This window comes from Kribbella sp. CA-245084 (genome assembly GCF_050942355.1).
GTDB lineage: Bacteria > Actinomycetota > Actinomycetes > Propionibacteriales > Kribbellaceae > Kribbella.
Genome location: NZ_CP192053.1, coordinates 100,996 through 122,115, shown reverse-complemented (window position 1 = coordinate 122,115; position 21,120 = coordinate 100,996). Strand labels below are relative to the sequence as shown.

Genomic DNA, 21,120 nt, shown 5'->3' with positions numbered 1-21,120 from the left:
GACAGCCCACCCGGCGGCAACGATCGAGTGGTGAGAAGACTTCGACCGATCGGACTGATGGCGACCGGCCACGCGTGCGTGGATATCTACCAGGGCAGCGTGCCCGCACTCGTGCCGTTCCTGGTCGCCGAGCGCAGCCTCGGGTACGTCGCGGTATCCGGCATCACCTTGGCCGCGACCCTGCTCTCGTCCGTCGTGCAGCCTGTGTTCGGCGTACTGACCGACCGGCGTCCGCTGACGTGGCTGATCCCGGTCGCGATGACAACCGCCGGCCTCGGCATCGCGCTCCTCGGCGTTGGTCACACCTACATCCTGAGCTGGCTCGCGGCCGCGCTCTCCGGGCTCGGCGTCGCGGCGTACCACCCGGAGGCCGCCCGGATGGCCCGCGTCGTCAGCGGCGGCAGTCACGTCGGCATGAGTTGGTTCTCTGTCGGGGGCAACGTCGGCTTCGCACTCGCACCGGTCCTCGTCACCCCGCTCATCGCCGCCGGCGGGCTCGCGCTGACCCCGGTGCTCGTCGTACCCGCACTCTTCGGTGCCGCGATCACCTCCTGGGCGATCCGATCGCGCGTCACCGATGCCGTCACCCGCCGCCAAGCGGAAGGCACCGACGACTGGTCGTCGTTCCTGCGCTTGTCGGCGATCATGATCTGCCGCTCGATCGTCTTCGTCGGCCTCGGCACCTTCATCGCCCTGTACGCCGGACAGCGAGTCGGCGGCGGTACGACGACCGGCGGCGTCGCCCTGTTCATCCTCTTCGCCGCGGGCGCGCTCGGCACGTTGATCGGCGGTCGACTGGCCACCCGGTACGGGCGCGTCCGCACGCTGCGCTCGTCGTACGCCGTCGCCGTGCCCGCAATCGCCTGCCTGGTGTTCATCCCAGGTCCGGCATTCTTCGCCTTCCTCGCATTGACCGCGATCGCGATGTCGATCCCGTTCTCGCTGCACGTGACTCTCGGGCAGGACTTCCTCCCGGGACGCGTCGGTACTGCGGGCGGTATGACGCTCGGCCTCGCCGTCAGCATCGGCGGCGTCGCCACGCCGGTCCTCGGCACGATCGCCGAGCACACGTCGCTGCAGCTCGCCCTGAGCCCGCTGATCGCGCTGGTCTGCTGCTGCAGTCTGATCGGGTACGCGATCTCCGAGCCGGTTACCGACGGGCAGCGCGCTCCGCGATCCGGCGATCGACCTTCGCCGCGAGTTCGTCCGGAGCGCATTCGGCCAGGTGATCGCGAACGAGCAGGTGGATGAACGCGTACTCCCCATGCCCGGTGTGCGCGAGCACGTACCGGTCGGCGGCGTACCGGAGGAAGGCGCGGCGGTGCCACGGCAAGTACCCGGTCCAGCGGAGCAGCGAGTCGTGGAGCAGCCGGGACAGGGGTCCGGCAAGGACGGGCGGTCGCCGTCGCCAGGGCTTCGCGGCAACCGTGCCGATCAGGATGCCAACGACCGCCTCGACTTGCAGCGACGCCAAGTCCGCTCCGAGAGCCACAGCGACGATGAAGGCAGCGACGACGCCACCGCCGACCCACGGGTCCATCCGCCATCCCTTGTCGGGTGTGGCGGGCAGGTGGTCGGTCGGCAGGGACTTCACCATCCGGATGCCCTGGGCAACGAGTAGCGCGATCGCCACCCCGGACGCGAAGGCGGTGGCGTCACCGAGGCTCAACGTGATCCAGCTCGCCCCAACAACCAAGGCTAACCGCGCACCGAGCAGCAGCCGACGTGAGTTGTCGTGGAAGATGACGAACTCGACGGCGTACGACCCAGCGATCGCTACAGCCTCGACAATGAGCGCCACCTTGGCTGTCAGCAGCTCAACCAGCCCCAGCGCTGCCACAGTCACCAGGACAGTCACCGCTGTGCTGCCCAGCAACACCAGAGCAGACAGCAGTCCCCGGTCCGGTGCGCTTCCGGACAGCCGCTGCCACGAGTGCGGCCTGAGGTGAACGAGCAAGAGCGTCGCACCAGCAACAGCCAGCCCGGCTAGTGCGCCGTACTGCGCGATCATGACCAGCGTCGCGCCCGCGCTGAGTCCAGCGAACAGAGCCGGCAGGCAGACTGCATGCGTCAGGTAGTCCACGTCCGGCAGCGACAGTCCGAACCAGCCGTTCGGTGTCATCCACCGCGGTACGGCGGTGCGGTCGCCGGCACGACTACGCGTCCACCACGCCAGACACCACAGCCGGCGTACTGCGGTCTTGGCGTCGTACTGGCTTGCTGTCTTGCGGTTCCGGGCGAGGACTTCGCAGATGTAGGTGTCGAAGAGCTCACGCCGCTGGTCCGCGACCCCACCGGCGAGCACGTCCTCCGGCGCTCGGCCTTGGTACGCGAGGACCATGACGTTGAGCATCAGCGGCGAGTTGACCAAGTCCCAGAGCTCGTCGTCCTGCTCGATCGCCACCCGAGCACCGTCGAGTGCTGAGCCGACAGCGGCGAAGTAGTCGAGCACCTGTTGTCGCGTGAGCGGTCTGATGTGCACAGCGCCGTACAGCCTCAGTTGGTGAGGCAGACGCTCGTAATCGTGCGTGCGGCAGGTGACTGCGATCGGACCGATCAGATAGTTGTGGCGGAGCTCCTCCAGGACCGGTGCGAGCTTGGCGCGGTCCGGTTCGTTGATCTCGTCGAGTCCGTCCAGCAGCAGGGCAAACCGGCCGTCACGCAACCAGGTGCGTCCAACCGGTGCTGGGATGCCGTAGCGGTCGTTCAGCTCGTACAGCAGCCAGCGGACGAAGCCCGCGAGCAGTGCGCTGTCGTTGGGGTCGTCGTCGCTCTGGTAGGCGGACTGGGTGGTCCAGCCGGCCAGGTCGAGCAGGACCGGGATCGGCAGGCTGTCGTCGGCATGTGCTTGCCCGGCGAGGTTCCGCGCGAGCTCCAGGAGCAGGGTGGTCTTACCTGCGCCGGGTGCGCCGAGGATGAGCATGGAGTCCTGCAGCTCGTCGAAGACGTTCGCGATGTCTGCCTCGTTCGGCACCCGTCTAGGCTCGCGGTCGAGCGGTTGGACGAGCAGGTCGTACGGACGGACCACTGCGTCGGGGTGCTCCTCCAGAGCCAACGCGATGCGAGTACGCGAGGCGAGCGAGCCGGCCTGGCGCTCGGACAGGTAGCGATCGATGTGGGCCAGCGCGTTCGTACGGTTGCGCGGCTGGTCGGCGCTGCGGCTGGAGACGACGGGCAGACGGCGGTTGCGCACCTCGAGCAGCGCGGTGACGATCGCCACCACCCACAGCACGCCGATCAGCGGCCAGGCCCAACCGACGTACGGCTCGAGGAAGGCCGGCGCGGTCCCGCCGGTGCCTACGTTGATCGCGATCGGGAGTAGCACCAGCGTGAGCGAGACGGTCACCACGAGCACGACGGCGCGCACCAGACCGTCCCGCATCCTCACCCACCGGAGCGTAACGGTCCGTGAGCCCACCAACCCGGCTGCGCGCGTCGCCGTCCAGCAGGCGATCAGCGCTTAGGGGAATTGTTGTCAGGTCACATACATTGATGGCTGATATGACTACTGAGCGGATCGACCGGACGAGTGTGGGGCTTCGGTCGGAGCGAGGGCCGATCCTGCTGGCGGTGATGCTGAGCGTCGGGCTGGTCGCGATCGACGCGACGATCCTGGCCACCGCCGTACCGTCCGTCGTCGACGATCTCGGCGGCTTCACGCAGTTCCCCTGGCTGTTCTCGATCTACCTGCTCGCGCAGGCGGTGTCGGTGCCGATCTACGGCAAGCTCGCCGACCAGCGCGGGCGGAAGCCGATGATGCTGCTCGGCGTCGGGCTGTTCATCCTCGGGTCGGTGTTGTGCGGGTTCGCGTGGAGCATGCCGGCGCTGATCGCGTTCCGGCTGGTGCAGGGGCTCGGCGCGGGGGCGATCCAGCCGATCGGGATGACGATCGTCGGCGACATCTACACGGTCGCGGAGCGGGCCAAGGTGCAGGGCTACATCGCCAGCGTCTGGGGCATCTCGTCGTTCGTCGGGCCGACGCTCGGCGGCGTGTTCTCGGACTACATCTCCTGGCGGTGGATCTTCTTCGTCAACATCCCGCTCGGGATGGCGGCCGCGTGGGTGCTGGTACGCCGGTTCAAGGAGAAGGTCGCCGGCAAGACCAGCCACACGATCGACTACGCCGGCGGAGTCCTGCTCGCGGTCGGCGGTTCGCTGCTCCTGCTCGGGCTGCTCGAGGGCGGCGTGATGTGGAGCTGGGACTCGACCGCGAGCATCGTGATCCTGGCCGCGGCGGTCATGCTGCTCACCACATTCGTGCTGGTCGAGCGCCGCGCCGCCGAGCCGATCCTGCCGTTGTGGGTGCTCGGGCAGCGCGTGCTGAACTCGGCGAACTCGGCCGCGTTGCTGATCGGGTTGCTGATGATCGGGCTGTCGACGTACGTCCCGCTGTATGCGCAGAGCGTGCTCGGTACGTCGGCCCTCGTTGCCGGATTCGCTTTGGCGGCAATGACCTTGGGCTGGCCGATCGCCGCATCGTTTGCCGGGCGCATCTATCTGCGGGTGGGCTTCCGCACCACGATGCTGATGGGCGCGATCATCGTCGTACTCGGCTCTGGGCTGCTGCTGACGGTCGGGTCCGGGAGTTCCGTGGTGCACCTGGCCGCGGCGTGCTTCGTGATCGGCATCGGCCTCGGCTTCTCCGCCTCACCGTCGGTTGTCGCGGCACAGTCGTCGGTGGACTGGCAGACGCGGGGCGTGGTGACCGGCGCGAACATGTTCTCCCGTTCGGTCGGCAGTGCGGTCGGCGTCGCGGTATTCGGTGCCGTGGCCAACGGAGTGGTGGCCGCGCGTCTCGGCGGCGACCACGAGGACCTCGAGAAGCTGCCGAGCGACGTACTCGCCCCTGCGATCCACGATGTGTACTACGGCGCCGCGATCGCCGCCGTACTCCTCGTAGCCGCCGTCACCTTCATGCCGAACCGCGTCGCCGAGCGCCCACTGTCCAACGCCTGATCCCCCTTGTGCGGCTGCGATGCGCAGCACATACTCCGAACTGGGGGCGGGGATGAAAACACTCAACTTGATCGCTTTGGCGAGCCTGTTCACGTCATTGGTGATGTTCGTCAGCGTGCTGCGACTGCACGGTCACGCCTGGAAACAGGCCGGGAAGCGGAAGTGGCTGTGGGCGTTGTTGCCTGTCGTCGCGTACCTCGTCCTGCTGAGCATTCCGCTGGCGCTCTGGTACTACATCCGGATCCGGCCGCCGGTCGCCAGAGCCGACGCGGACTGCATCGCGGCCCGCACGGCCAACCGCCGGGCACGCGCAGCGAACCGTCCACCGGTGAGCGCGCAGCAGGCCAGCTCGACAGCGAACTGGGCGACGGCAGGTCCCGCGAGGCAGCCGTGCACCGCGTGCAGCAACGGCAAGCAAATGTGCTGGTCGTGCAACGGCCGTGGCTCGGTCCAGGACTACGACGGCACTTTCAAGAGCTGCTCACAATGCAGCGGCGGATATACGACCTGTGCGATGTGCAACGGCAGCGGCTACCGCTAAACCGGTCGAGCCGTCGGATGTGGCTGTCCTAGGTTGGGGTCATGCGTGCGGTCGACTGTGTTGGGGCATTGATTCGGGACGAGCAGCATCGCGTCTACCTGCAGCGGCGTACGGCGGAGAGGCGGTTGTTGCCTGGGATCTGGGACATTGTCGGCGGGCATCTGGAGCCGGGCGAGACGCCGGAGGAGGCGTTGGCGCGGGAGGTCGAGGAGGAGACGGGCTGGAAGGTCCGCGACATCGTCTGGACCGTCGCGGACTGGGAGTGGGAATGGGAGGGCCGCGTACGGCGGGAGGTCGACTACCTCATCACCATTGACGGCGACCTGACCAAGCCCCGTCTCGAAGCCGGCAAGCACGACGCGTCCGCGTGGGCCGGTCCGGACGACCTGGACCTCTTGATGGTCAACCGGACCGACGGCGACCGGCGGCTGCGCGACCTGGTGGCGCACGCGCTCAGGACCCGGTTCACCGACCGCCTCCGGCTCGAGCCGATCACCGGACCCAACGGTGTCCTCCCCGGACATGCGGCGGACCTCGCGGAGGTCTTCGCCGATCCGTGGGTGTCCCGCTGGTACGACGCGCACTGGTCTCCGGAGGAGGTTGCCGCGCAGGTCGCGGCCATCCAGGCAGGCTGGGAGCGGGATGGAGCCGGCAAGTGGATCGCGTACGAGCGAACCGGCCCCCTCGCCGGCCGCGGCGGACTCTCGCGGATCCCGGCCGACTCACCGACAACCGCGGCCATCGCGGACCTGGTCGGACCGGAGTGGGCGGTCGACCGGCTCGAGCTCGGCTGGGCCTTGAAGGAATCGGCCCGCGGACGCGGCCTGGCGGGCGAGATCGGCCGCGCCGGCCTGGACTTCGCCTTCAGCACGCTCGGCGCCCAGGCCGTCATCGCCCTGACCGAGCGCGTCAACACCGCATCCCAGGCGGTCATGAAGCGACTCGGCCTGCAGTACGCCGGTGAGATCCGCGCGGAAGGCTGGGCCGAAGGCTCGCCCGACGTACAGCCTGACGCCCCGTTCGCCGTCTACGTCGCCGATCCGTCGGTGCGACGGCAGGAGGTCGACGAGGTAGTCGCCGCCGCGATTCAGTGGGCGGAGGGTCAGCCGGAGATCCGCGGGATGGCGATGGTCGGATCGTGGGCGCGCGACGCGGCGAAGATGACGTCGGACGTCGACCTCGTCCTGCTGACCGACGTACCGGAGAAGTATCTGGCCGACGACGAGTGGCTGAAGGCCTTCGGCGCTGTGAGCGTCGTACGCCGGCAGCAGTGGGGTCCGTACCTCAGCGAGGTCCGGATCGCGCGAGCCTCCGGCCTGGAGATCGAGCTCGGCGTCACCGCAACCGCCTGGGCGAACCTGGACCCGGTCGATGCAGGCACGAGGCGAGTGGTCAGCGACGGGATGCGGATCCTGCACGACCCGGACGGAACCTTCGCCGATCTGCAACGCGCCTGCGGCGGACCCGAAGCGGACATTTAGCGGTCCAACCCGGTCACGAACCGGGCCAGCAGGTCCGCGAACACCTTTCGTTCGTCACCCGTCCAGTCATCCATCGCGGCAGCGAACCGCTCCCGACGGAACCCGTGGACGACCTCCAACTGCCGTCTCCCGTCCGCGGTCAGCACGAGGTTCGTACGACGCCCATCGGCTTGATCGGCCTCACGCCGTACCAGGCCGGCCGACACTGCGGCGGCGACCAGCTTGCTCGCGCGGGGCTGATCCACCCCCATCGCGGCCGCGACCCCGTTGACGCCGAGCAGATCGGGCTCGGCCGCCTCGATCGCGTCCAGGACCTCCTGGACCGGATCAGGTCCGCCCGACTGCACCGCGAGCGTACGGCGGGTCTGCCGGCGGCGGATCGCGATCATCGCGGCCTCGACCGTGGCGATCGGCTCGGTCTTGTCCATGCCCAGCTCCAACTATATGCTCATTGACATGTATATGTCAGATGACAACAAGCCTATCGGGTGGTGGCTGAAGGAAGTAGACCGGCTGCTCGAGGAATCCTTCGAGCGGGTCCTGGCGGCCGACGGCCTGAACCGCCGGCAGTGGCAGGCGCTGAACGCGGCGGCCGGACCGCAGAAGATCGCGGTCGCACTGTCACCCTTCCTCAGCGACAGTGCGACCGAGCTCGCCGCAGTGACGAATCCGTTGGTCGAGCGCGAGTGGCTGACCGGCGACGAGCTGACCGAGGCCGGCGAGCGCGCGCTGGCGGCACTGAACACCAAGGTCCAGGCGCAGCGGCGGAAGATCACCACCGGCATCAGCGACGAGGAGTACCTGGCCACCGTCGGCGTGCTGAAACGGATGGCGGACAACCTCGGCTAAGGGGCTCCGAATGTGACCGCCCAGGCGCGGCGGTCACACTCGGAGCCGGCCACCTCAGGGGGAGGCTCCCGGTGAGGTGACGGGGGCCTCCGGTGTCCTACCGCCCAGGACACTCGACCCTGCCTGGCCCGAGGTGTCGGCCAGGAGGTGGTTGGAACGGCTGGGCGGCGGCGATACAGGGAACTCAACCGCCAGGCCCAGCCGGGTTTCGGGAGGGCGGTGCGGTCCGGAGCTGAGGAGTGCTCCGGACCGCACCTCGGGTTTCGTCCGGGAGCTGAGGAATGCCCCGGACCTTCCAGAGCTGCCCCTGAGCGTGAGGAGACCTCAGGGCGCAGCGGACCGGGTCTGAGGAGGACCCGGACGCCTTAAGGTGGTGCGGCTACTACCGGTGTTTCAGTCTGTGGAGTCGAGCGGGCCGAGCAGGTCGTTGGTGACCTTCAGGCCGGCAAAACGGCGCCGCATTGCGTGTTCGTAGCGGGCCGCCAATGGCGCCTCAGCCACGTACTGCGCGATCACGTGCTCGCCGAACCAGACCCGAACTCTGCGCCGGTGCTGTCTCGACGTCACTTCCGCGATGCTCACTACCTCTCACCCCGTAACTCTCAGGCCTTGCAACCAGTTGGACTTACTGGTTGTCATGGCAGTAATGGTGCACGAGCCCACCGTGACCGCTCTAGGACCTGAACCGGACCTTTGCCGGACCTCTTCCGGTCCTCTGACGGACATCTGGGGGACAGCACCTTGTCGTGGGGCATGAGTCGAGACAACGTCTGTACTGACGTGAACGGGAGGAACGATGGCGAGTAGGTACGCGCCAAAGACGGTCCTGGCGCATCTGATCCAGCGCCGGAACCAGACCTACTCCGAGATCGTCGCCGAGTTCGTCGAGCTGGGTGGAACCATCACCGAGCGGCACCTGCGTCGGCTCGCATCGGGCGAGCGCGCGGGGACCACTCCTCAGACCCGGCGCACCCTGCAACGCATGTTCGGCAAACCGGTCGAGGAGCTCCTCGCGCCGTATGTGCCCGAACAGGCCGCCCAGGTGGTGCCGGCACCTGCCGCGAGTGGACGGATCACGACAGGTAACGAGATGGAGGTTCTCGACATGGCTGCCAGCCGCGCGAGGGCATTTGCCCTCGCGGCCCAGTCCGGCCTCGGAAGCGAGGCCATGGAACAGGTGTACGCCGACGTACGCCATGCCGCCCAGGCGTACCCACAGCGCCCACTGCCGGAGATCCTCGGCCAACTGGTCGAGACGCAGGACCTGGTGTTCGGTCTGCTGGAGAGCCGCCAGCGCCCGGAGAACCACCGACAGCTGTACTTCCTGGCCGGCGTCACCGGCGGCCTGCTCGCCAAGGCGTCCCACGACCTCGGCAACCCCCACGCCGCCCTGACCCAGGCGCGGACCGCGTTCATGTGCGCGGACAACGCCGACCACCACGGCCTGCGCGCCTGGGTGCGGGGCCTGCAGTCCCTGGTCTCCTACTGGGCCGGCAACCCGCACGACTCGGTGCGCTACGCCCAGCTCGGCGCCGGGTACGCCGAGCAGGCCAACAGCACCACCAGCGTCTGGCTCCCGGTCAGCGAGGCCCGCGCCTGGGCCGCGCTCGGCAACCCGGAGGCCACCCGGGCCGCGCTCGAGCGGGCCGAAGAGGCGTGGAACTCCGTCCACAACGACGACCTCGACGACATGGGCGGCCTGTGCACGTTCGGCCGCAACCGCCAGCTGTACTACGCCGCGGACGCGCTCGCCCAGCTGCCTGGTGAGGTCGAGCAGGCCCAGCGGTACTCCAGCCAGGCGGTCGACGCCTACACCGACCAGAACCACCCGGAGTGGGCCTTCGGCGACGCCGCCGGCAGCCACGCCGCGATGGCGATCACCCGGATCTCGAGCGGCGAGCTGGACGGCGCGGCCGACGCGCTGGCTCCGGTGCTGACCCTGCCGACCGAGCGCCGGATCAACGGCGTGGTGCACTCGGCGCGCCGGGTCCACCAGGCGCTGCGGCAGTCGGGTCGCGCCGACGACGCACGCGAGCTGCAGGAGGAGATCGAGACCTTCACCCGGACTCCGATGCAGACGTACCCCCGGTAACCTGCGCGAATGGAACCGCTCAGCGGCGAGCTGACCACACTGCGTGAATTCCGTACGACCGATCTGGACGACTATCTGGGGATAGCCGGCGACGACCGTGTCACGACCTGGATGGCGTTCGACAGCTACGACCGGGCGAAGGCCGTGCAGAATCTGGCCGGCATCGTCCAGCGGTCCGCGCAGGAGGACCGTCCCGACTACATGCTGGCCGTCACCCGGCCGGACGACGACCACGTGATCGGGTTCGCGCGGATCGCACCGAGCGGCGCCTGGGGCGCCAAGCTCGGGTACGCGATCGGCGCGGACCACTGGGGGCGCGGCTACGCGACGGACGCTTCCCGGGTGCTGCTGCGGTTCGCCTTCGGCACGCTCGGGCGGCACCGGGTCACCGCCGCGATCGGTCCCGAGAACGAGGCCTCGATCGCGGTCGTCAAACGGCTCGGCTTCACCTACGAGGGCCATCTCCGCGACCACGTCTTCACCAACGGCGGCTGGCGCGACTCCCTGCTCTACTCCCTCCTCGCGGACGAGTACTCGTCGAAGTAGCCCGGCGCTTGGAGTGGCGGGGAGACTGGTCGTATGGCTGGTTTGAACCCGTTGCGGGACGGTCTGGCGCGGATGATCCTGACGAAGGTCGCGGGTCCGGATCCGCATGCTGAGCGCGACCGCGTGCACAACACACCCGGACCACGCTGGTTCGCACCGGACCGGCCGATCCGGCGGGTGCACGGTGACGCGTCGATGTTCGCCGGGGGACTGCGGGCCCTCCTGCTGCAGTCCCTCCATCCGCTGGCGATGGCTGCGGTGGCGGCGCACTCCGGCTACCGGGGCGACCCGTGGGGACGGCTGCGTCGTACGAGCTACTTCCTCGCCATCACGACGTACGGCGCGATCCCGGATGCCGAGGAGGCGATCGAGCACGTCAGGTCGGTGCACGAGCGGGTCCGCGGCACCAGCCCGGACGGCGTGAAGTACCGGGCGTCCGACCCGCACCTGCTCAAGTGGGTGCACCTGGCGGAGGTGGACAGCTTCCTCGCCGCCCACCAGCGGTACGGCGCCCACCCGCTCGACGCCGCCGAACAGGATCTGTACGTCGAGGACGCGGCGCTCGTAGCCCGCAAGATGGGCGTGATCGACCCGCCGACGACGGTCGCCGAGCTGCAGCAGTTGCTGAAGGAGTACCAGCCCGAACTACGCGGTACGACGGAGGCACGCCAGGCGGCCCGCTTCATGCTGGTGCACCCGCCGGTCCCGTGGGCGGCCCGCCCGGCGTACGGCGTACTCACGGCTGCCGCGGTCGGACTGCTCCCGTGGTGGACCAGGCTGCCGCTTCGGCTCCCATACGTCCCGCTGGCCGAGCAGACCGTCGTCCGAGCCGCCGGCGACGGCCTCACCAGAACCATCCGATGGGCTCTCGCGTCGCCAACATTGGCAGAAAGCGGCGCGGAGGTATGACACGCCGGTAAGTTGTTCTAATGCCGCTGCGTCCTCATCGTCCTCTTCCCCTGGCTACGCCGGCGGGAGTTGAGGTGCTGACCAGGATTCTGACTCAGGGACCGATCCCGCGGGTGGAGATCGCACGCCGGACCGGGTTGTCACAGGCGGCTGTGACAAAGGCTGTTGCGCCGCTGATCGACTCCGGGTTCGTGACCGACCAGCCGGCCTCGCCGGTGGACGGGGACAGCCAGCTGGGTATCGGCCGGCCTGTCAGCCCGCTGACCGTCGTACCGAGCAGCGTCTCGGTGATCGGGGTCAAGGTGACGCCGACGAGCCTGATCGGGGTCACGACAGACTTCACCGCGGGCATCCTGAACATCCGGCACGAAGAGCTGGACGACACCAATCCGGAGGTGGTGATCGACCGACTCGCCGCCCATGTGAAGGCGCTGATCGGCTCACTGAAGTCCGGTACGGCGGTGGCGGGTCCGCTGGCCGGCATCGGGATCGCGGTGTCGGGTGATGTCGACGCTGCCCACGGCGTGGTGCGGGACTCGCCGCTGATGGGCTGGCGCGGCGTACCGGTCGCGGAGCTGCTCGGCGAGCGGGTGCGCGTGCCGATCGTGGTGTCGAACGACGTACGGGCGCTGACTGTGGCCGAGCACTGGTTCGGCGTCGGGGTGAACGCGGACTCGTTCGCCGTGGTGACGATCGGCTCCGGCATCGGATGCGGGCTCTACATCAACGGCGAGGTCGTCTCCGGCGCGTACGGCGTCTCGGGCGAGCTCGGCCATCTGCCTCTCGCGCCGGGCGACCTGGTCTGCACCTGCGGCCGGCGTGGGTGCGTGGAGACGGTCGCTTCGTCGGACGCGATCCTGTCCCGGACCCGGGAGACGACCGGGCGCGCGGACCTGGACCTGGCGGGTGCGATCAAGCTCGCGCACGAAGGCAACGAGCAGGCCCGCGAGGCATTCGACCGGGCCGGCGAGGTGATCGGCTCCGCGCTGGCCGCGATGGTGAACCTGGTCGGCCCCGAGTTGGTCGTGATCGCCGGCGAGGGCGTCGCGGAGTACGACCTGTACGAGGACCGGATGCGGCGCGCGTTCGCCGAGCATGCGTTCGGCGCCGCGGGCGACTGCCGGCTGATGCTGCGTTCCCACACCTTCGACGACTGGGCCCGCGGCGCGGCAGCCACGGTGATCCGCTCGTACGTCCGCGGCGAACCACCCCTGCACCGCTGATCCCCGCGACCAGGTGATGGCCGCGGGGTTCGGGTCAGCTGCGGGCGGCGGCGAGGATCTTGCGCCAGACCTTCTTGTACGACTCGAGGCCGTCGGCTGCGAGCGGTCCGGTGGGTCCGGCGGTGATGGAGACGCGCTCGGGGATGGTGCCCCAGACCGGGATGCCTTCCTGCGCGTACTGCTGCATGGCCTCCTGGTACGAGCGGGTGTAGGTGCGGGCCGAGCAGATCACCAGGCCGGCCGGCACGCCGTCCGGGACCAGCTCCATCACGGCCTTCACCCGGGGTGTCTCGACGCCCCCGACGCGGGCCGGGATGATCACGATCCGGGCCCGTTCGAGGGCTTTGTTCAGCAGGCGTTCGTGCGACGGCGGCATGTCCACGATGCCGATACCTTCCGGCGGCACCTTGTCCAGCGCCTTGTTCAGCAGGCGCTCGGTCGGCGCCTCCGCGATCTCGATCCGGTTGAGTTGGTCGTCCTTGGACTCCGCGATCCAGTCCGCCGCGCTGCCCTGCGGATCGGCGTCGATCAGAGTGGATGTACGACGGTTGGAAGATGCCAGCGCGGCCAAATACACCGACGTGGTTGTCTTCCCGACCCCGCCCTTCAGTGCAGCTGTCACGATGATCATGAACAGAACTTACCCGGTTTTGTCCGATTTCCGGCGTGTCATCGGCGTTGCCTTCGAACATCGTGATAGTTGCCCCCGGCCCGTGTGAACAAGCTCAAGGCCACTTCAGCCCAGAATCCTTTCGCCCGCCCACCGCCTCTTACTCCCGAATCGCACCGATGAAGGAGAGCGAAATGACCGTCACCCTGACCATCGCAGCAGTTGTCGTGGTGCTGCTGCTCGGCGCCTGCAGCGTCGCCGTCCTGCGTCGGAGGAGCCGTGGCTGACCTCGACGAGCAGCTGATCACCGCCGCCCGGGCAGGCGACCTGAACGCCCTGACCACGCTGGTCGCCGACTCCCACCCGACGGTGCGGCGGTTCGCCCGGACCCTCTGCAGTACGCCGGAGGACGCCGAGGACGCCGCGCAGGAGGCGCTGATCATCCTGTACCGCAAGATCGGCATGCTCCGCGCCACCAGCGCGCTGACGTCCTGGATGTTCCGCATCGTCCGGAACGAGTGCCTGCGCCGCGCCCGTCTGCTGTTGCGCGAGCACCCGATCACAGCGGAGACCACCGCGGCATCCGCGGAGGACGAGGTCCTGCGCCAACTGGAGGCGCAGGCCGTCGCCGCTGCGATTGCCGACCTGCCGCCGGACCAGCGCAGCGTCCTCGTCCTCCGCGACGTCCAGGGCTACAGCGGCCCGATGGTCGCCAAGGCGCTCGGGCTCAGTACAGCCGCGATGAAGTCACGTCTGCACCGAGCCCGAAGCACCGTGCGTCAAACCCTGGGCGGCCGGCCATGAAGTTCCCATGCCTTGCCTGCTGGATCATGGACCGGATCGAGCGGATGTCCCGCCGGCGGCTTCAGCGGGACTGCTCGGACGGTCAATGCCGGATTACTTCCCCAGCCAGGCGTTGACCTTCGACTGGTTCTGGTCGACCCACTTCTGCGCGGCCTGGTCCGGGGTCATCTTGTCGACGGCGATCATGCGCGCGACGGCGTTCTGGTCCTCGTTGGTCCACTTGAAGTTCTTGACCAGGTCGTACGCCGGGCTGCCGGAGTCGGCGAACTTCTTCGAGACGATCTTGTCCAGGTCGTACGGCGGGTAGTCGCAGGCCACCTTCGCCGGGTCGGCGTCGCAGCCGGCCTTGTACGCGGGCAGGTTGATCTTCACCAGCTTGACCTCGTTGAAGAACCACTGCGGCTCGTAGAAGTACGCGAGCAGCGGCTTCTTGTTCTTCTCCGCGTCCCGGAACGCCTGGATCAGCGCGGTCTCGCTGCCGCTCTGCACGACCTTGTAGTTCAGCGACAGGTTCTTCACCAGCGCCTCGTCGTTCGTCACGTACGACGGGTCGCCGTCGAGCAGTTGCCCCTTGCCGCCGGACTCCGACGTCTTGAACAGCGCGGCGTACTTGTTCAGGTTCTTCCAGTCCGTGATGTCCGGGTACTTCGCGGACATCCACGGCGGGACGTACCAGCCGATGATGCCTTTGACCCCGGTGGATCCGGCCTCGACCGCGACCTTGTCGTCGGTGATGTACTTCTTCTTCAGGTCCTCGTGTCCCCAGTTCTCCAGGTTCACGTCGACCTCACCGGTGGAGAAGCCCTGCCAGGCGATCTCCTCCTTGAGGTCCTTCTTCACCACCTTGCAGCCGAGGTCCTTGGTCGCCACGTAGGAGACCACCGCGGCGTTCGCCTCGTACCCGACCCACGGGCTCACGGTCAGGTTGAACGTGCCGCAGTCCTTGCCCGCGGCGGCCGGCTTGTCCTCCCCGACCTTCTGGCCACCACACCCAGCAGTCGCCGTCATGGCCAGCGCCACCGCCGTCAGCACACCGGCGTACCGGAGCTTGTTCACCGCTTGTCTCCTCTTGTTGTGAAATTCTCGGTACGGCGAGCCGCCGCCTGGGTGATGCGGTCGAGCATGACGCCCAGCAGGACGATAGCCAGCCCGGCGGCCAGACCCTTGCCGTACAACTCACTCTGCGCGAACCCGGCGGCCACGTCGTACCCGAGTGCGCCCGCGCCGACCAGTCCGCCGACGACGACCATCGAGAGCACGTAGATCAGGCCCTGGTTGACAGCGAGCGTGATCGCCCGTCGCGCCACCGGCAGCTGCACCTTGCTGATCACCTGCCAGCCGCTCGACCCGACCGAGTTCGCCGCCTCCACGGTCGCGACCGGCACCGCCCTGATGCCATCAGCAACGATCTTCGTGGTCACCGGTACGGCGAACACGACCGCGGCCGCGATCGCGGTGAACCGGCTGGTCCCGAACAACGCCAGGAACGGCACCAGGTACACGAACGGCGGCATCGTCTGCCCCGCGTCGAGCACCGGCCGGATCCAGGTGTCGACCCGTCGGTTGCGCCCGGCCCATACTCCGAGCGCCAGCCCGACGGCGACGACCACGACGGTCGCGAGCAGCGTCGACGCCAGCGTGACCATGCTGTCCTGCCACACCCCGGTCGCCACCAGCAGCCCCAAACACACAGCAGCCGGTACGGCGCCTCGCCAGCCGCCGAGCACGAACGCCAGCGCGACGACGACCACGGTGACCAGCCACCACGGCGATCCCGTCAGCAGTCCCTCGAGCGGGTTGAGCAGGCCGTTCGTGACCGCGTCGCGCACGCCGTAGGTGAAACCGCCGAAGACGTTCTGGACCCAGTCGGTCACGTCCGACGCGATGATGGCGATCCGCGATCCGATGTTCGCCTGCGCCGGGAACTCCGCGGCCCACACGTAGGTCCGCGAGAACCACACCGCGACCAGCACCCCCACCGCGCCGGCACCGAGCAGCAGACGGCGACGACGGTTCGCCGTACGCCAGGGACGGTCGCCGGCCGCGGTCGTGACGCGGTCGAGCACGATCGCGATCACGACAATCGCCAGCCCGGCGTTGAACGCGACGCCAACGTCGAGCGTCTGCAGCGCCTTCAGCACGGTCTGGCCGAGGCCGGGCGCATCGATCAGCGCGGCCACCGTCACCATCGACAGCGCGGCCATGATCGTCTGGTTGATGCCGACGACAACGGTCGAACGCGACATCGGCAGCAACACCTTGGTCAGCGTCTGCCCACGGGTCGAGCCGAGCGACCGAGCCGCCTCGACGCTCTCCGGCGGCACCGAGCGGATCGCGTGCGCGGTCAGCCGTACGGCGGGCGGCGCCGCGTAGATCAGCGTGGCGATCGTCGCAGCGGCCGGCCCGATCGCGAAGAACAGCGTGAGCGGCGCGAGGTACACGAACGTCGGCAGCGTCTGCATCAGGTCGAGCACCAGCGTCGCGACCTTGAACGCGCGGTCGGACAACCCGGCCCAGATCCCGAGCGGGATCGCGACCAGCAGCGACAGCAGTACGGCCGCGATCGTCAGCGAGAGCGTGTCCATGCTCTCCTGCCACAACCCCTGCAGCCCGACGAAGCCGAGCCCCGCAGCGGTCAGGACGGCGACCTTCCAGTTGCCGAAAGCCCAGGCGCAGTACGCCGAGATCGCGATCACGCCGAGCCAGCCGATCGCCGGGACCGGGCGGTCGAACGACGGCTGCGAGATGAGGTTCTGCAGCAGTACGACGAAGTGGTCGACGGCGATCCGGATCGCGTCGAAGAAGACGTTCCCCTGGCCGACGTCGTCGCGGTGCTCGGTCAGCCAGCGGTGCAGCGCGGTCGTCTCCTGCCCGCCGAGGACGAGCGTGTCGATGCCGCGCAGGACGAAGTACAGCGCGACCCAGGCGACGAGCAGTACGCCGACGACGACGCTGCGGCGAGGCCGTCGTACCTCGATCTCGACGGAGCCGGTGATGGACGCCATCAGTTCGTGTCCGCGACGACGGCCAGGATCTCCTCGTCGCCGATAACCCCGAGCAGCGTGCCGCCGTCGACGACCTTGACCGGGCGGTCGGACTCGAGAACGAGCCGGGTCGCCTCCCGGACCAGCACGTCCGGACCGAGCTCCGGCCCGTCGAGCGGCTCGTCCGGCCGCGGCTCGCGGACGATCCAGCGCAGCGTGAGTACGTCGGCCCGCTGTACGTCGCGGACGAACTGGCGCACGTAGTCGTCGGCTGGCGCACCGACCAGCTCGTCGCCGGTGCCGAGCTGGACCGCGGCGCCGTCGCGCATCAGCAGGATCCGGTCGCCCAGCTTGAGCGCCTCGGACAGGTCGTGGGTGATGAACACCATCGTCTTGCCGACCTCGCGATGCAGCCGCACGACCTCGGTCTGCATCTCGCGCCGGATCAACGGGTCGAGCGCGGAGAACGGCTCGTCGAACAGCAGTACGTCGGGATCGTTGGCGAGCGCCCGCGCCAGGCCGACCCGCTGCTGCATGCCGCCGGACAGCTGCTCGGGGTACAGGTGCTCGTTGCCGGCCAGGCCGACCAGGTCGATGACCTCCTGCGCGCGCCGGCGCCGGTCCGGCTTGCTCTCGCCGCGGATCTCGAGGCCGTACGACACGTTGTCGATCACCTTGCGGTGCGGCAGCAGCCCGAAGTGCTGGAAGACCATCGAGAACTTGCTCCGCCGCAACGCCCGCAGCCGCTTCTCGTCGGCCGCCCGCAGATCCTCACCCTCGAAGACCAGGCGGCCGGCGGTCGGCTCGATCAAACGCGTGAGGCAGCGGACCAAGGTGGACTTGCCCGACCCGGACAGGCCCATCACGACGAACACCTCGCCGGGCGCGACGTCGAAGCTCAGGTCGCGCACGGCCGCCGTACAGCCCGTCTTCGCGTACAGCGCGGTACGGTCGAGTGCGGCGAGGTCGGGACGGCGGGGGACGCGCTGCGCCTTCGGTCCGAACACTTTCCACAGGTCCTGGACGGACAGCAGGGCGTCGGAAGCCTGGATGTCGGGGTATTCGAGCTGAGCGGTCACAGGTAAACCCTCGCATCCCCGCAGGCAGACACAACGTGAACCGGGACTCTACCCAACGGCAAGGGCGCTAACTCATGTCAGGGCTGGTACGGCGGCGCCTCGCCCCAGCCCCAATGCGGCACCGGCGCCTTGGGCGGCGGGGTCGCGCCAGGCTGCGAGTTGGCAAGCGCGATCCGGGTGCCCCACTCGATGTAGGCGACGAAGGCCGAGCGGAACTCCGGGTCGTCGGGGAGACCGGCCGGATCGGCGCTCTGGGCGATCAGCGCCGCCCAGCGGGAACGCTGCTCTTCGGTGAGCCCGAGGTTGAGGTGGTGGGCGAGCATCGCGGGGTAGCCGCCGAGCTCGTCGGTGTAGCGGCTCGGGCCGCGGAACACCTCGCCCAGCCAGATCGCCACGTGCTCGCGATGCTTGTCGCTCATGTGCGCGAAGACCGGCGCGAGGATCGGGTCTTCGAGCACCTTGTCGTAGAACACCTCGGTCAGCCGGCGCAGCGCGTCGTGTCCGCCGGCCCAGTCGTACAGCGTCGGAGTAGTCACGTAATTATGTAATCACGCGAAGAGGGCATCGGTAACCGCTTTGAGCTCGGCCTCGATCCGGGTGTCGCCGTCCTCGGTGAACCAGAGCACGTTCTGCAGGATCCGCCCGGCGGTCCAGGCCAGCGCCCGGTCCCGATCGATCCCCGTCACCTCGAGCATCAGGTCGAACCGGTTGCGGATCGCCTGCGCCACGTCGCCGGTCGCGACCAGGTCGTCCCAGCGGTTCCAGCACGCCGGCATCAGCTCGAACCCCGGATCGCCGGCCAGCGGCTTCGGGTCGATGGCCAGCCACGGCCTGCGGTGGGCGGCCATCACGTTGTAGTAGTGCAGGTCCCAGTGCAGCAGCCGGTCACCGGATTCGGGCAGTACTTCGGCCACCTGGGCGACGAGGCGCTGAGCCAGCGCACGGTCGGCCGGGTCGACCAGCAGAGGAATGATCGCGGGTGCGTCCTCGATCATCTGACCCGCGATGTCGGCGAGACGGCGGACGCCCGGGGGAGCCGGGATCACCATCAGGTGAGTGAGGATCTCGGCCAGGATGCGCGTCGCCTCGACGTGGTCCGGCAGATCGTCGAGGGTGCGCGGCTCGAGGCGCTCGAGGAGCAGCGTCGAGGTCTCCGGGTCGTCCTCGTACACCTCGACGACGTCGTCGTGGTTCCAGGTCCGGAGCGCCAGCGCTTCGCTCTCGCTCTCGTCGTTGACCGACTGCAGCTTGAGCATCGCCGGGGTCCCGTCCCGCCGTACGACGGGCACGATCAACGACGCCTCGCCGCTCATCAGGTCACCGGAGACGGTCAGCTGCCACTCGTCGACGTACCGATCGAGGGCCGCCGGAAGACTGGCCAGCCACTCGGGAGCCTTCTCGCTGTGGTTCCGGATGAGCCTCGCGGGAATCTCGATCACACCCGGCACAGTAGGTCGTTCGGCCTCGATGTGCTTGGGTTTTCCTGTGGAGAGCAGGCATCGGCGGGTTCAGCGGTTGGTGGCGGTCATCTATCTGGGCATCCCGGTGCTGCTGCTGGTGCTCGTGGCGCTGATCGCCTCGACCGGATCGGCACTCGCCTGGATCGGTTGCGTCGTACCGCTGGCGATGCTGGTGACGGGCTTCGTACTGCGGCGACGGCATCGCTACCAGCCGCGCTGGTGGCTCGGGGTCGCCGGCCTGTTCGGCGGTCTCGCGGGCCTGATGGTGACGCTGTTCCCGCTCGCGGTCGGGGTGTGGTGGCCGGCGATTCTCGCGCTGCCCGGTCTCATCGTCGGCATCGTCGCCGGTCTGGCGCTGGCCCGCGCGGCCGATCGCGCCCTGCTGGTGCCGTTCGTCCCGGAGCTCGCCGGTACGCCGTACGAGCTCGTCTTCCGGCTCCGTGGCATCCCGCTGGCCGCGGTCCTCGTCGGTGCGGACTCGGTCACCATCCAGTCGCACCCGATCCCGCGCTCGGAACACCAGTTCCGCACCTACCCGCTGACCGGCATCACCGGCACCTACGAGTTCTCGCTCTCAGGTGCCGAGCGGCTCAAGTTCCCGATCGCCGTCACCCACGCGGTCGCCAGCGAAGGCCCAGCCGTCATCCTGCAGGCCAACGGCGAGGACTGGGTCCTTCCGACGAACCAGTCCTCGACGCTGATCGACGTACTGACCGAACGCCGCGAGAACTAGCTTCGTTCCTGCTTGGAGGTCTCCGCCTTCTCGGCCTGCCAGCCGTCCTCGTTCTTGCCGAGGCGCCAGTAGCCGGACAGGGAGACGCGATCGCGGGCGAGACCGCGCTCCTGGTACAGGTTCTTGCGGATTCGGAAGACGAACCCGGCCTCGCCGTGGACGAACACGTGCGGCGTACCGTCCGGGAAGTCGAGCGCCTCCACGGCCTCGACCAGACCGTCGCCGCGCTCACCGGAAGCGGTGGACCGGTGGAACCAGCGCACGTCGACGTCGCCCGCGCCACCGAACTTCTGCTCCTCGGTCTCATCCCCGACCTCGAGCAGGACGGTCGCTCGTGCGCCCGGCGGCAGCTGCTCGACCGCGGAGCCGATCGCCGGCAGCGCGCTCTCGTCGCCGACGAGCAGATGCCAGTCGGCCGCCTCGTCCGGCGAGTACGCGCCGCCCGGACCGTTGAACCAGAGCACGTCACCCGGCTGGGCCGAAGCCGCCCAGGGGCCTGCGACACCCTCGTCGCCGTGGTGGACGAAGTCGATGGCGAGCTCGCGCGACGCCTCGTCCCAGCTGCGGACGGTGTAGGTCCGCATCGTCGGCCAGTGCTCGGCCGGGTACGTCTCGCGCACCACACCCATGTCCAGCGGCTCGGGGTACTCGACGCCGTCCTTGCAGAACAGCAGCTTCACGTAGTGATCGCTGAAGCCGTTGTCGGCGAAGTCGTCTGACGTCAGCACGACGCGGATCATGTGCGGAGTGATCCGCTCGGTCCGGAGTACGACGGCGCGCTTGCAGACGCGGTTACGGCGGGGTGCGGGGCTGGTCACGCGACCACAGTCCTCTCGGGCGGATAAGTTAGGCC

Annotated in this window: 21 protein-coding genes; 11 read left to right on the top strand and 10 right to left on the bottom strand. The window is 68.7% G+C overall.

Annotation, left to right across the window (positions count from 1 at the left end; genetic code table 11):
- Nucleotides 1–30: 30 nt before the first annotated feature.
- Nucleotides 31–1,251, top strand: coding sequence for an MFS transporter (locus ACQPYH_RS00615; protein WP_432885024.1), 1,221 nt, complete (start codon nucleotides 31–33; stop codon nucleotides 1,249–1,251).
- Here ACQPYH_RS00615 and ACQPYH_RS00610 read toward each other — a convergent pair.
- Nucleotides 1,151–3,382, bottom strand: a complete 2,232-nt coding sequence (locus tag ACQPYH_RS00610; RefSeq protein WP_432894680.1) for an NACHT domain-containing protein — start codon at nucleotides 3,380–3,382, stop codon at nucleotides 1,151–1,153. The genes ACQPYH_RS00615 and ACQPYH_RS00610 overlap by 101 nt on opposite strands.
- A 119-nt stretch (nucleotides 3,383–3,501) precedes the next feature.
- Between ACQPYH_RS00610 and ACQPYH_RS00605 the strand changes: the two genes are divergently transcribed.
- Genes ACQPYH_RS00605 through ACQPYH_RS00595 form a run of 3 tightly spaced genes read left to right on the top strand, consistent with a single transcriptional unit; the run spans nucleotide 3,502 to nucleotide 6,978 of the window.
- On the top strand, nucleotides 3,502–4,956 hold the full coding sequence (locus ACQPYH_RS00605; RefSeq protein ID WP_432885022.1) for an MDR family MFS transporter: 1,455 nt from the start codon (nucleotides 3,502–3,504) through the stop codon (nucleotides 4,954–4,956).
- A gap of 52 nt (nucleotides 4,957–5,008) precedes the next feature.
- Nucleotides 5,009–5,497, top strand: a complete 489-nt coding sequence (locus ACQPYH_RS00600) for a hypothetical protein (RefSeq protein ID WP_432885019.1) — start codon at nucleotides 5,009–5,011, stop codon at nucleotides 5,495–5,497.
- Nucleotides 5,498–5,538: 41 nt separating this feature from the next.
- Complete coding sequence (locus tag ACQPYH_RS00595) at nucleotides 5,539–6,978, top strand: GNAT family N-acetyltransferase (protein ID WP_432885016.1); 1,440 nt, start codon at nucleotides 5,539–5,541, stop codon at nucleotides 6,976–6,978.
- Here ACQPYH_RS00595 and ACQPYH_RS00590 read toward each other — a convergent pair.
- Nucleotides 6,975–7,406: a MarR family winged helix-turn-helix transcriptional regulator gene (locus ACQPYH_RS00590; protein ID WP_432885013.1), complete on the bottom strand. Its 432-nt coding sequence runs from the start codon at nucleotides 7,404–7,406 to the stop codon at nucleotides 6,975–6,977. The genes ACQPYH_RS00595 and ACQPYH_RS00590 overlap by 4 nt on opposite strands.
- 28 nt (nucleotides 7,407–7,434) lie before the next feature.
- Between ACQPYH_RS00590 and ACQPYH_RS00585 the strand changes: the two genes are divergently transcribed.
- A complete protein-coding gene (locus ACQPYH_RS00585) occupies nucleotides 7,435–7,827 on the top strand; it encodes a MarR family winged helix-turn-helix transcriptional regulator (protein WP_432885010.1) in 393 nt (130 codons plus the stop codon).
- A 393-nt stretch (nucleotides 7,828–8,220) separates the two neighbouring features.
- Here ACQPYH_RS00585 and ACQPYH_RS00580 read toward each other — a convergent pair whose 3' ends face one another.
- Entirely contained in the window at nucleotides 8,221–8,409 is a 189-nt protein-coding gene (locus ACQPYH_RS00580) for a hypothetical protein (RefSeq protein WP_329004684.1), read from the bottom strand.
- Between the two features lie 214 nt (nucleotides 8,410–8,623).
- Between ACQPYH_RS00580 and ACQPYH_RS00575 the strand changes: the two genes are divergently transcribed.
- The 4 genes from ACQPYH_RS00575 to ACQPYH_RS00560 all read left to right on the top strand — a co-directional run bounded on the left by ACQPYH_RS00575 (nucleotide 8,624) and on the right by ACQPYH_RS00560 (nucleotide 12,597).
- Nucleotides 8,624–9,919, top strand: coding sequence for an XRE family transcriptional regulator (locus tag ACQPYH_RS00575; RefSeq protein ID WP_432885007.1), 1,296 nt, complete (start codon nucleotides 8,624–8,626; stop codon nucleotides 9,917–9,919).
- A 9-nt stretch (nucleotides 9,920–9,928) separates the two neighbouring features.
- Nucleotides 9,929–10,465, top strand: a complete 537-nt coding sequence (locus ACQPYH_RS00570) for a GNAT family N-acetyltransferase (RefSeq protein WP_432885005.1) — start codon at nucleotides 9,929–9,931, stop codon at nucleotides 10,463–10,465.
- A gap of 33 nt (nucleotides 10,466–10,498) precedes the next feature.
- Nucleotides 10,499–11,374, top strand: a complete 876-nt coding sequence (locus ACQPYH_RS00565) for an oxygenase MpaB family protein (protein WP_432885003.1) — start codon at nucleotides 10,499–10,501, stop codon at nucleotides 11,372–11,374.
- Between the two features lie 74 nt (nucleotides 11,375–11,448).
- On the top strand, nucleotides 11,449–12,597 hold the full coding sequence (locus ACQPYH_RS00560) for an ROK family transcriptional regulator (RefSeq protein ID WP_432885000.1): 1,149 nt from the start codon (nucleotides 11,449–11,451) through the stop codon (nucleotides 12,595–12,597).
- Between the two features lie 34 nt (nucleotides 12,598–12,631).
- Here ACQPYH_RS00560 and ACQPYH_RS00555 read toward each other — a convergent pair whose 3' ends face one another.
- Entirely contained in the window at nucleotides 12,632–13,228 is a 597-nt protein-coding gene (locus tag ACQPYH_RS00555) for a ParA family protein (protein ID WP_432884997.1), read from the bottom strand.
- A gap of 258 nt (nucleotides 13,229–13,486) precedes the next feature.
- On the opposite strand from ACQPYH_RS00555, the gene ACQPYH_RS00550 reads away from it, so the two are divergent.
- Nucleotides 13,487–14,011 carry an RNA polymerase sigma factor gene (locus ACQPYH_RS00550; protein ID WP_432884995.1) on the top strand — a complete coding sequence of 175 codons (525 nt, stop codon included), beginning with the start codon at nucleotides 13,487–13,489 and terminating at the stop codon, nucleotides 14,009–14,011.
- A 93-nt stretch (nucleotides 14,012–14,104) separates the two neighbouring features.
- Here ACQPYH_RS00550 and ACQPYH_RS00545 read toward each other — a convergent pair whose 3' ends face one another.
- From ACQPYH_RS00545 to ACQPYH_RS00525, 5 genes are all read right to left on the bottom strand, one after another.
- A complete protein-coding gene (locus ACQPYH_RS00545; protein WP_432884994.1) occupies nucleotides 14,105–15,067 on the bottom strand; it encodes an ABC transporter substrate-binding protein in 963 nt (320 codons plus the stop codon).
- Nucleotides 15,064–17,016 (bottom strand): ABC transporter permease subunit, encoded by a 1,953-nt coding sequence (locus ACQPYH_RS00540; RefSeq protein WP_432884992.1) that lies wholly within the window; start codon nucleotides 17,014–17,016, stop codon nucleotides 15,064–15,066. The genes ACQPYH_RS00545 and ACQPYH_RS00540 overlap by 4 nt, the downstream gene beginning before the upstream one ends.
- Entirely contained in the window at nucleotides 17,016–18,074 is a 1,059-nt protein-coding gene (locus tag ACQPYH_RS00535) for a quaternary amine ABC transporter ATP-binding protein (RefSeq protein ID WP_432884990.1), read from the bottom strand. Before ACQPYH_RS00535 ends, ACQPYH_RS00540 begins: the two co-directional genes overlap by 1 nt.
- Nucleotides 18,075–18,151: 77 nt before the next feature.
- Entirely contained in the window at nucleotides 18,152–18,610 is a 459-nt protein-coding gene (locus ACQPYH_RS00530; RefSeq protein WP_130445530.1) for a group II truncated hemoglobin, read from the bottom strand.
- A gap of 12 nt (nucleotides 18,611–18,622) precedes the next feature.
- Entirely contained in the window at nucleotides 18,623–19,522 is a 900-nt protein-coding gene (locus tag ACQPYH_RS00525; protein WP_432884988.1) for an aminoglycoside phosphotransferase family protein, read from the bottom strand.
- Nucleotides 19,523–19,559: 37 nt separating this feature from the next.
- Between ACQPYH_RS00525 and ACQPYH_RS00520 the strand changes: the two genes are divergently transcribed.
- Entirely contained in the window at nucleotides 19,560–20,267 is a 708-nt protein-coding gene (locus tag ACQPYH_RS00520) for a hypothetical protein (RefSeq protein WP_432884985.1), read from the top strand.
- Here the strand turns inward: ACQPYH_RS00520 and ACQPYH_RS00515 are convergent.
- Entirely contained in the window at nucleotides 20,264–21,085 is an 822-nt protein-coding gene (locus ACQPYH_RS00515) for a siderophore-interacting protein (RefSeq protein ID WP_432884983.1), read from the bottom strand. The genes ACQPYH_RS00520 and ACQPYH_RS00515 overlap by 4 nt on opposite strands.
- Nucleotides 21,086–21,120 lie beyond the last annotated feature (35 nt).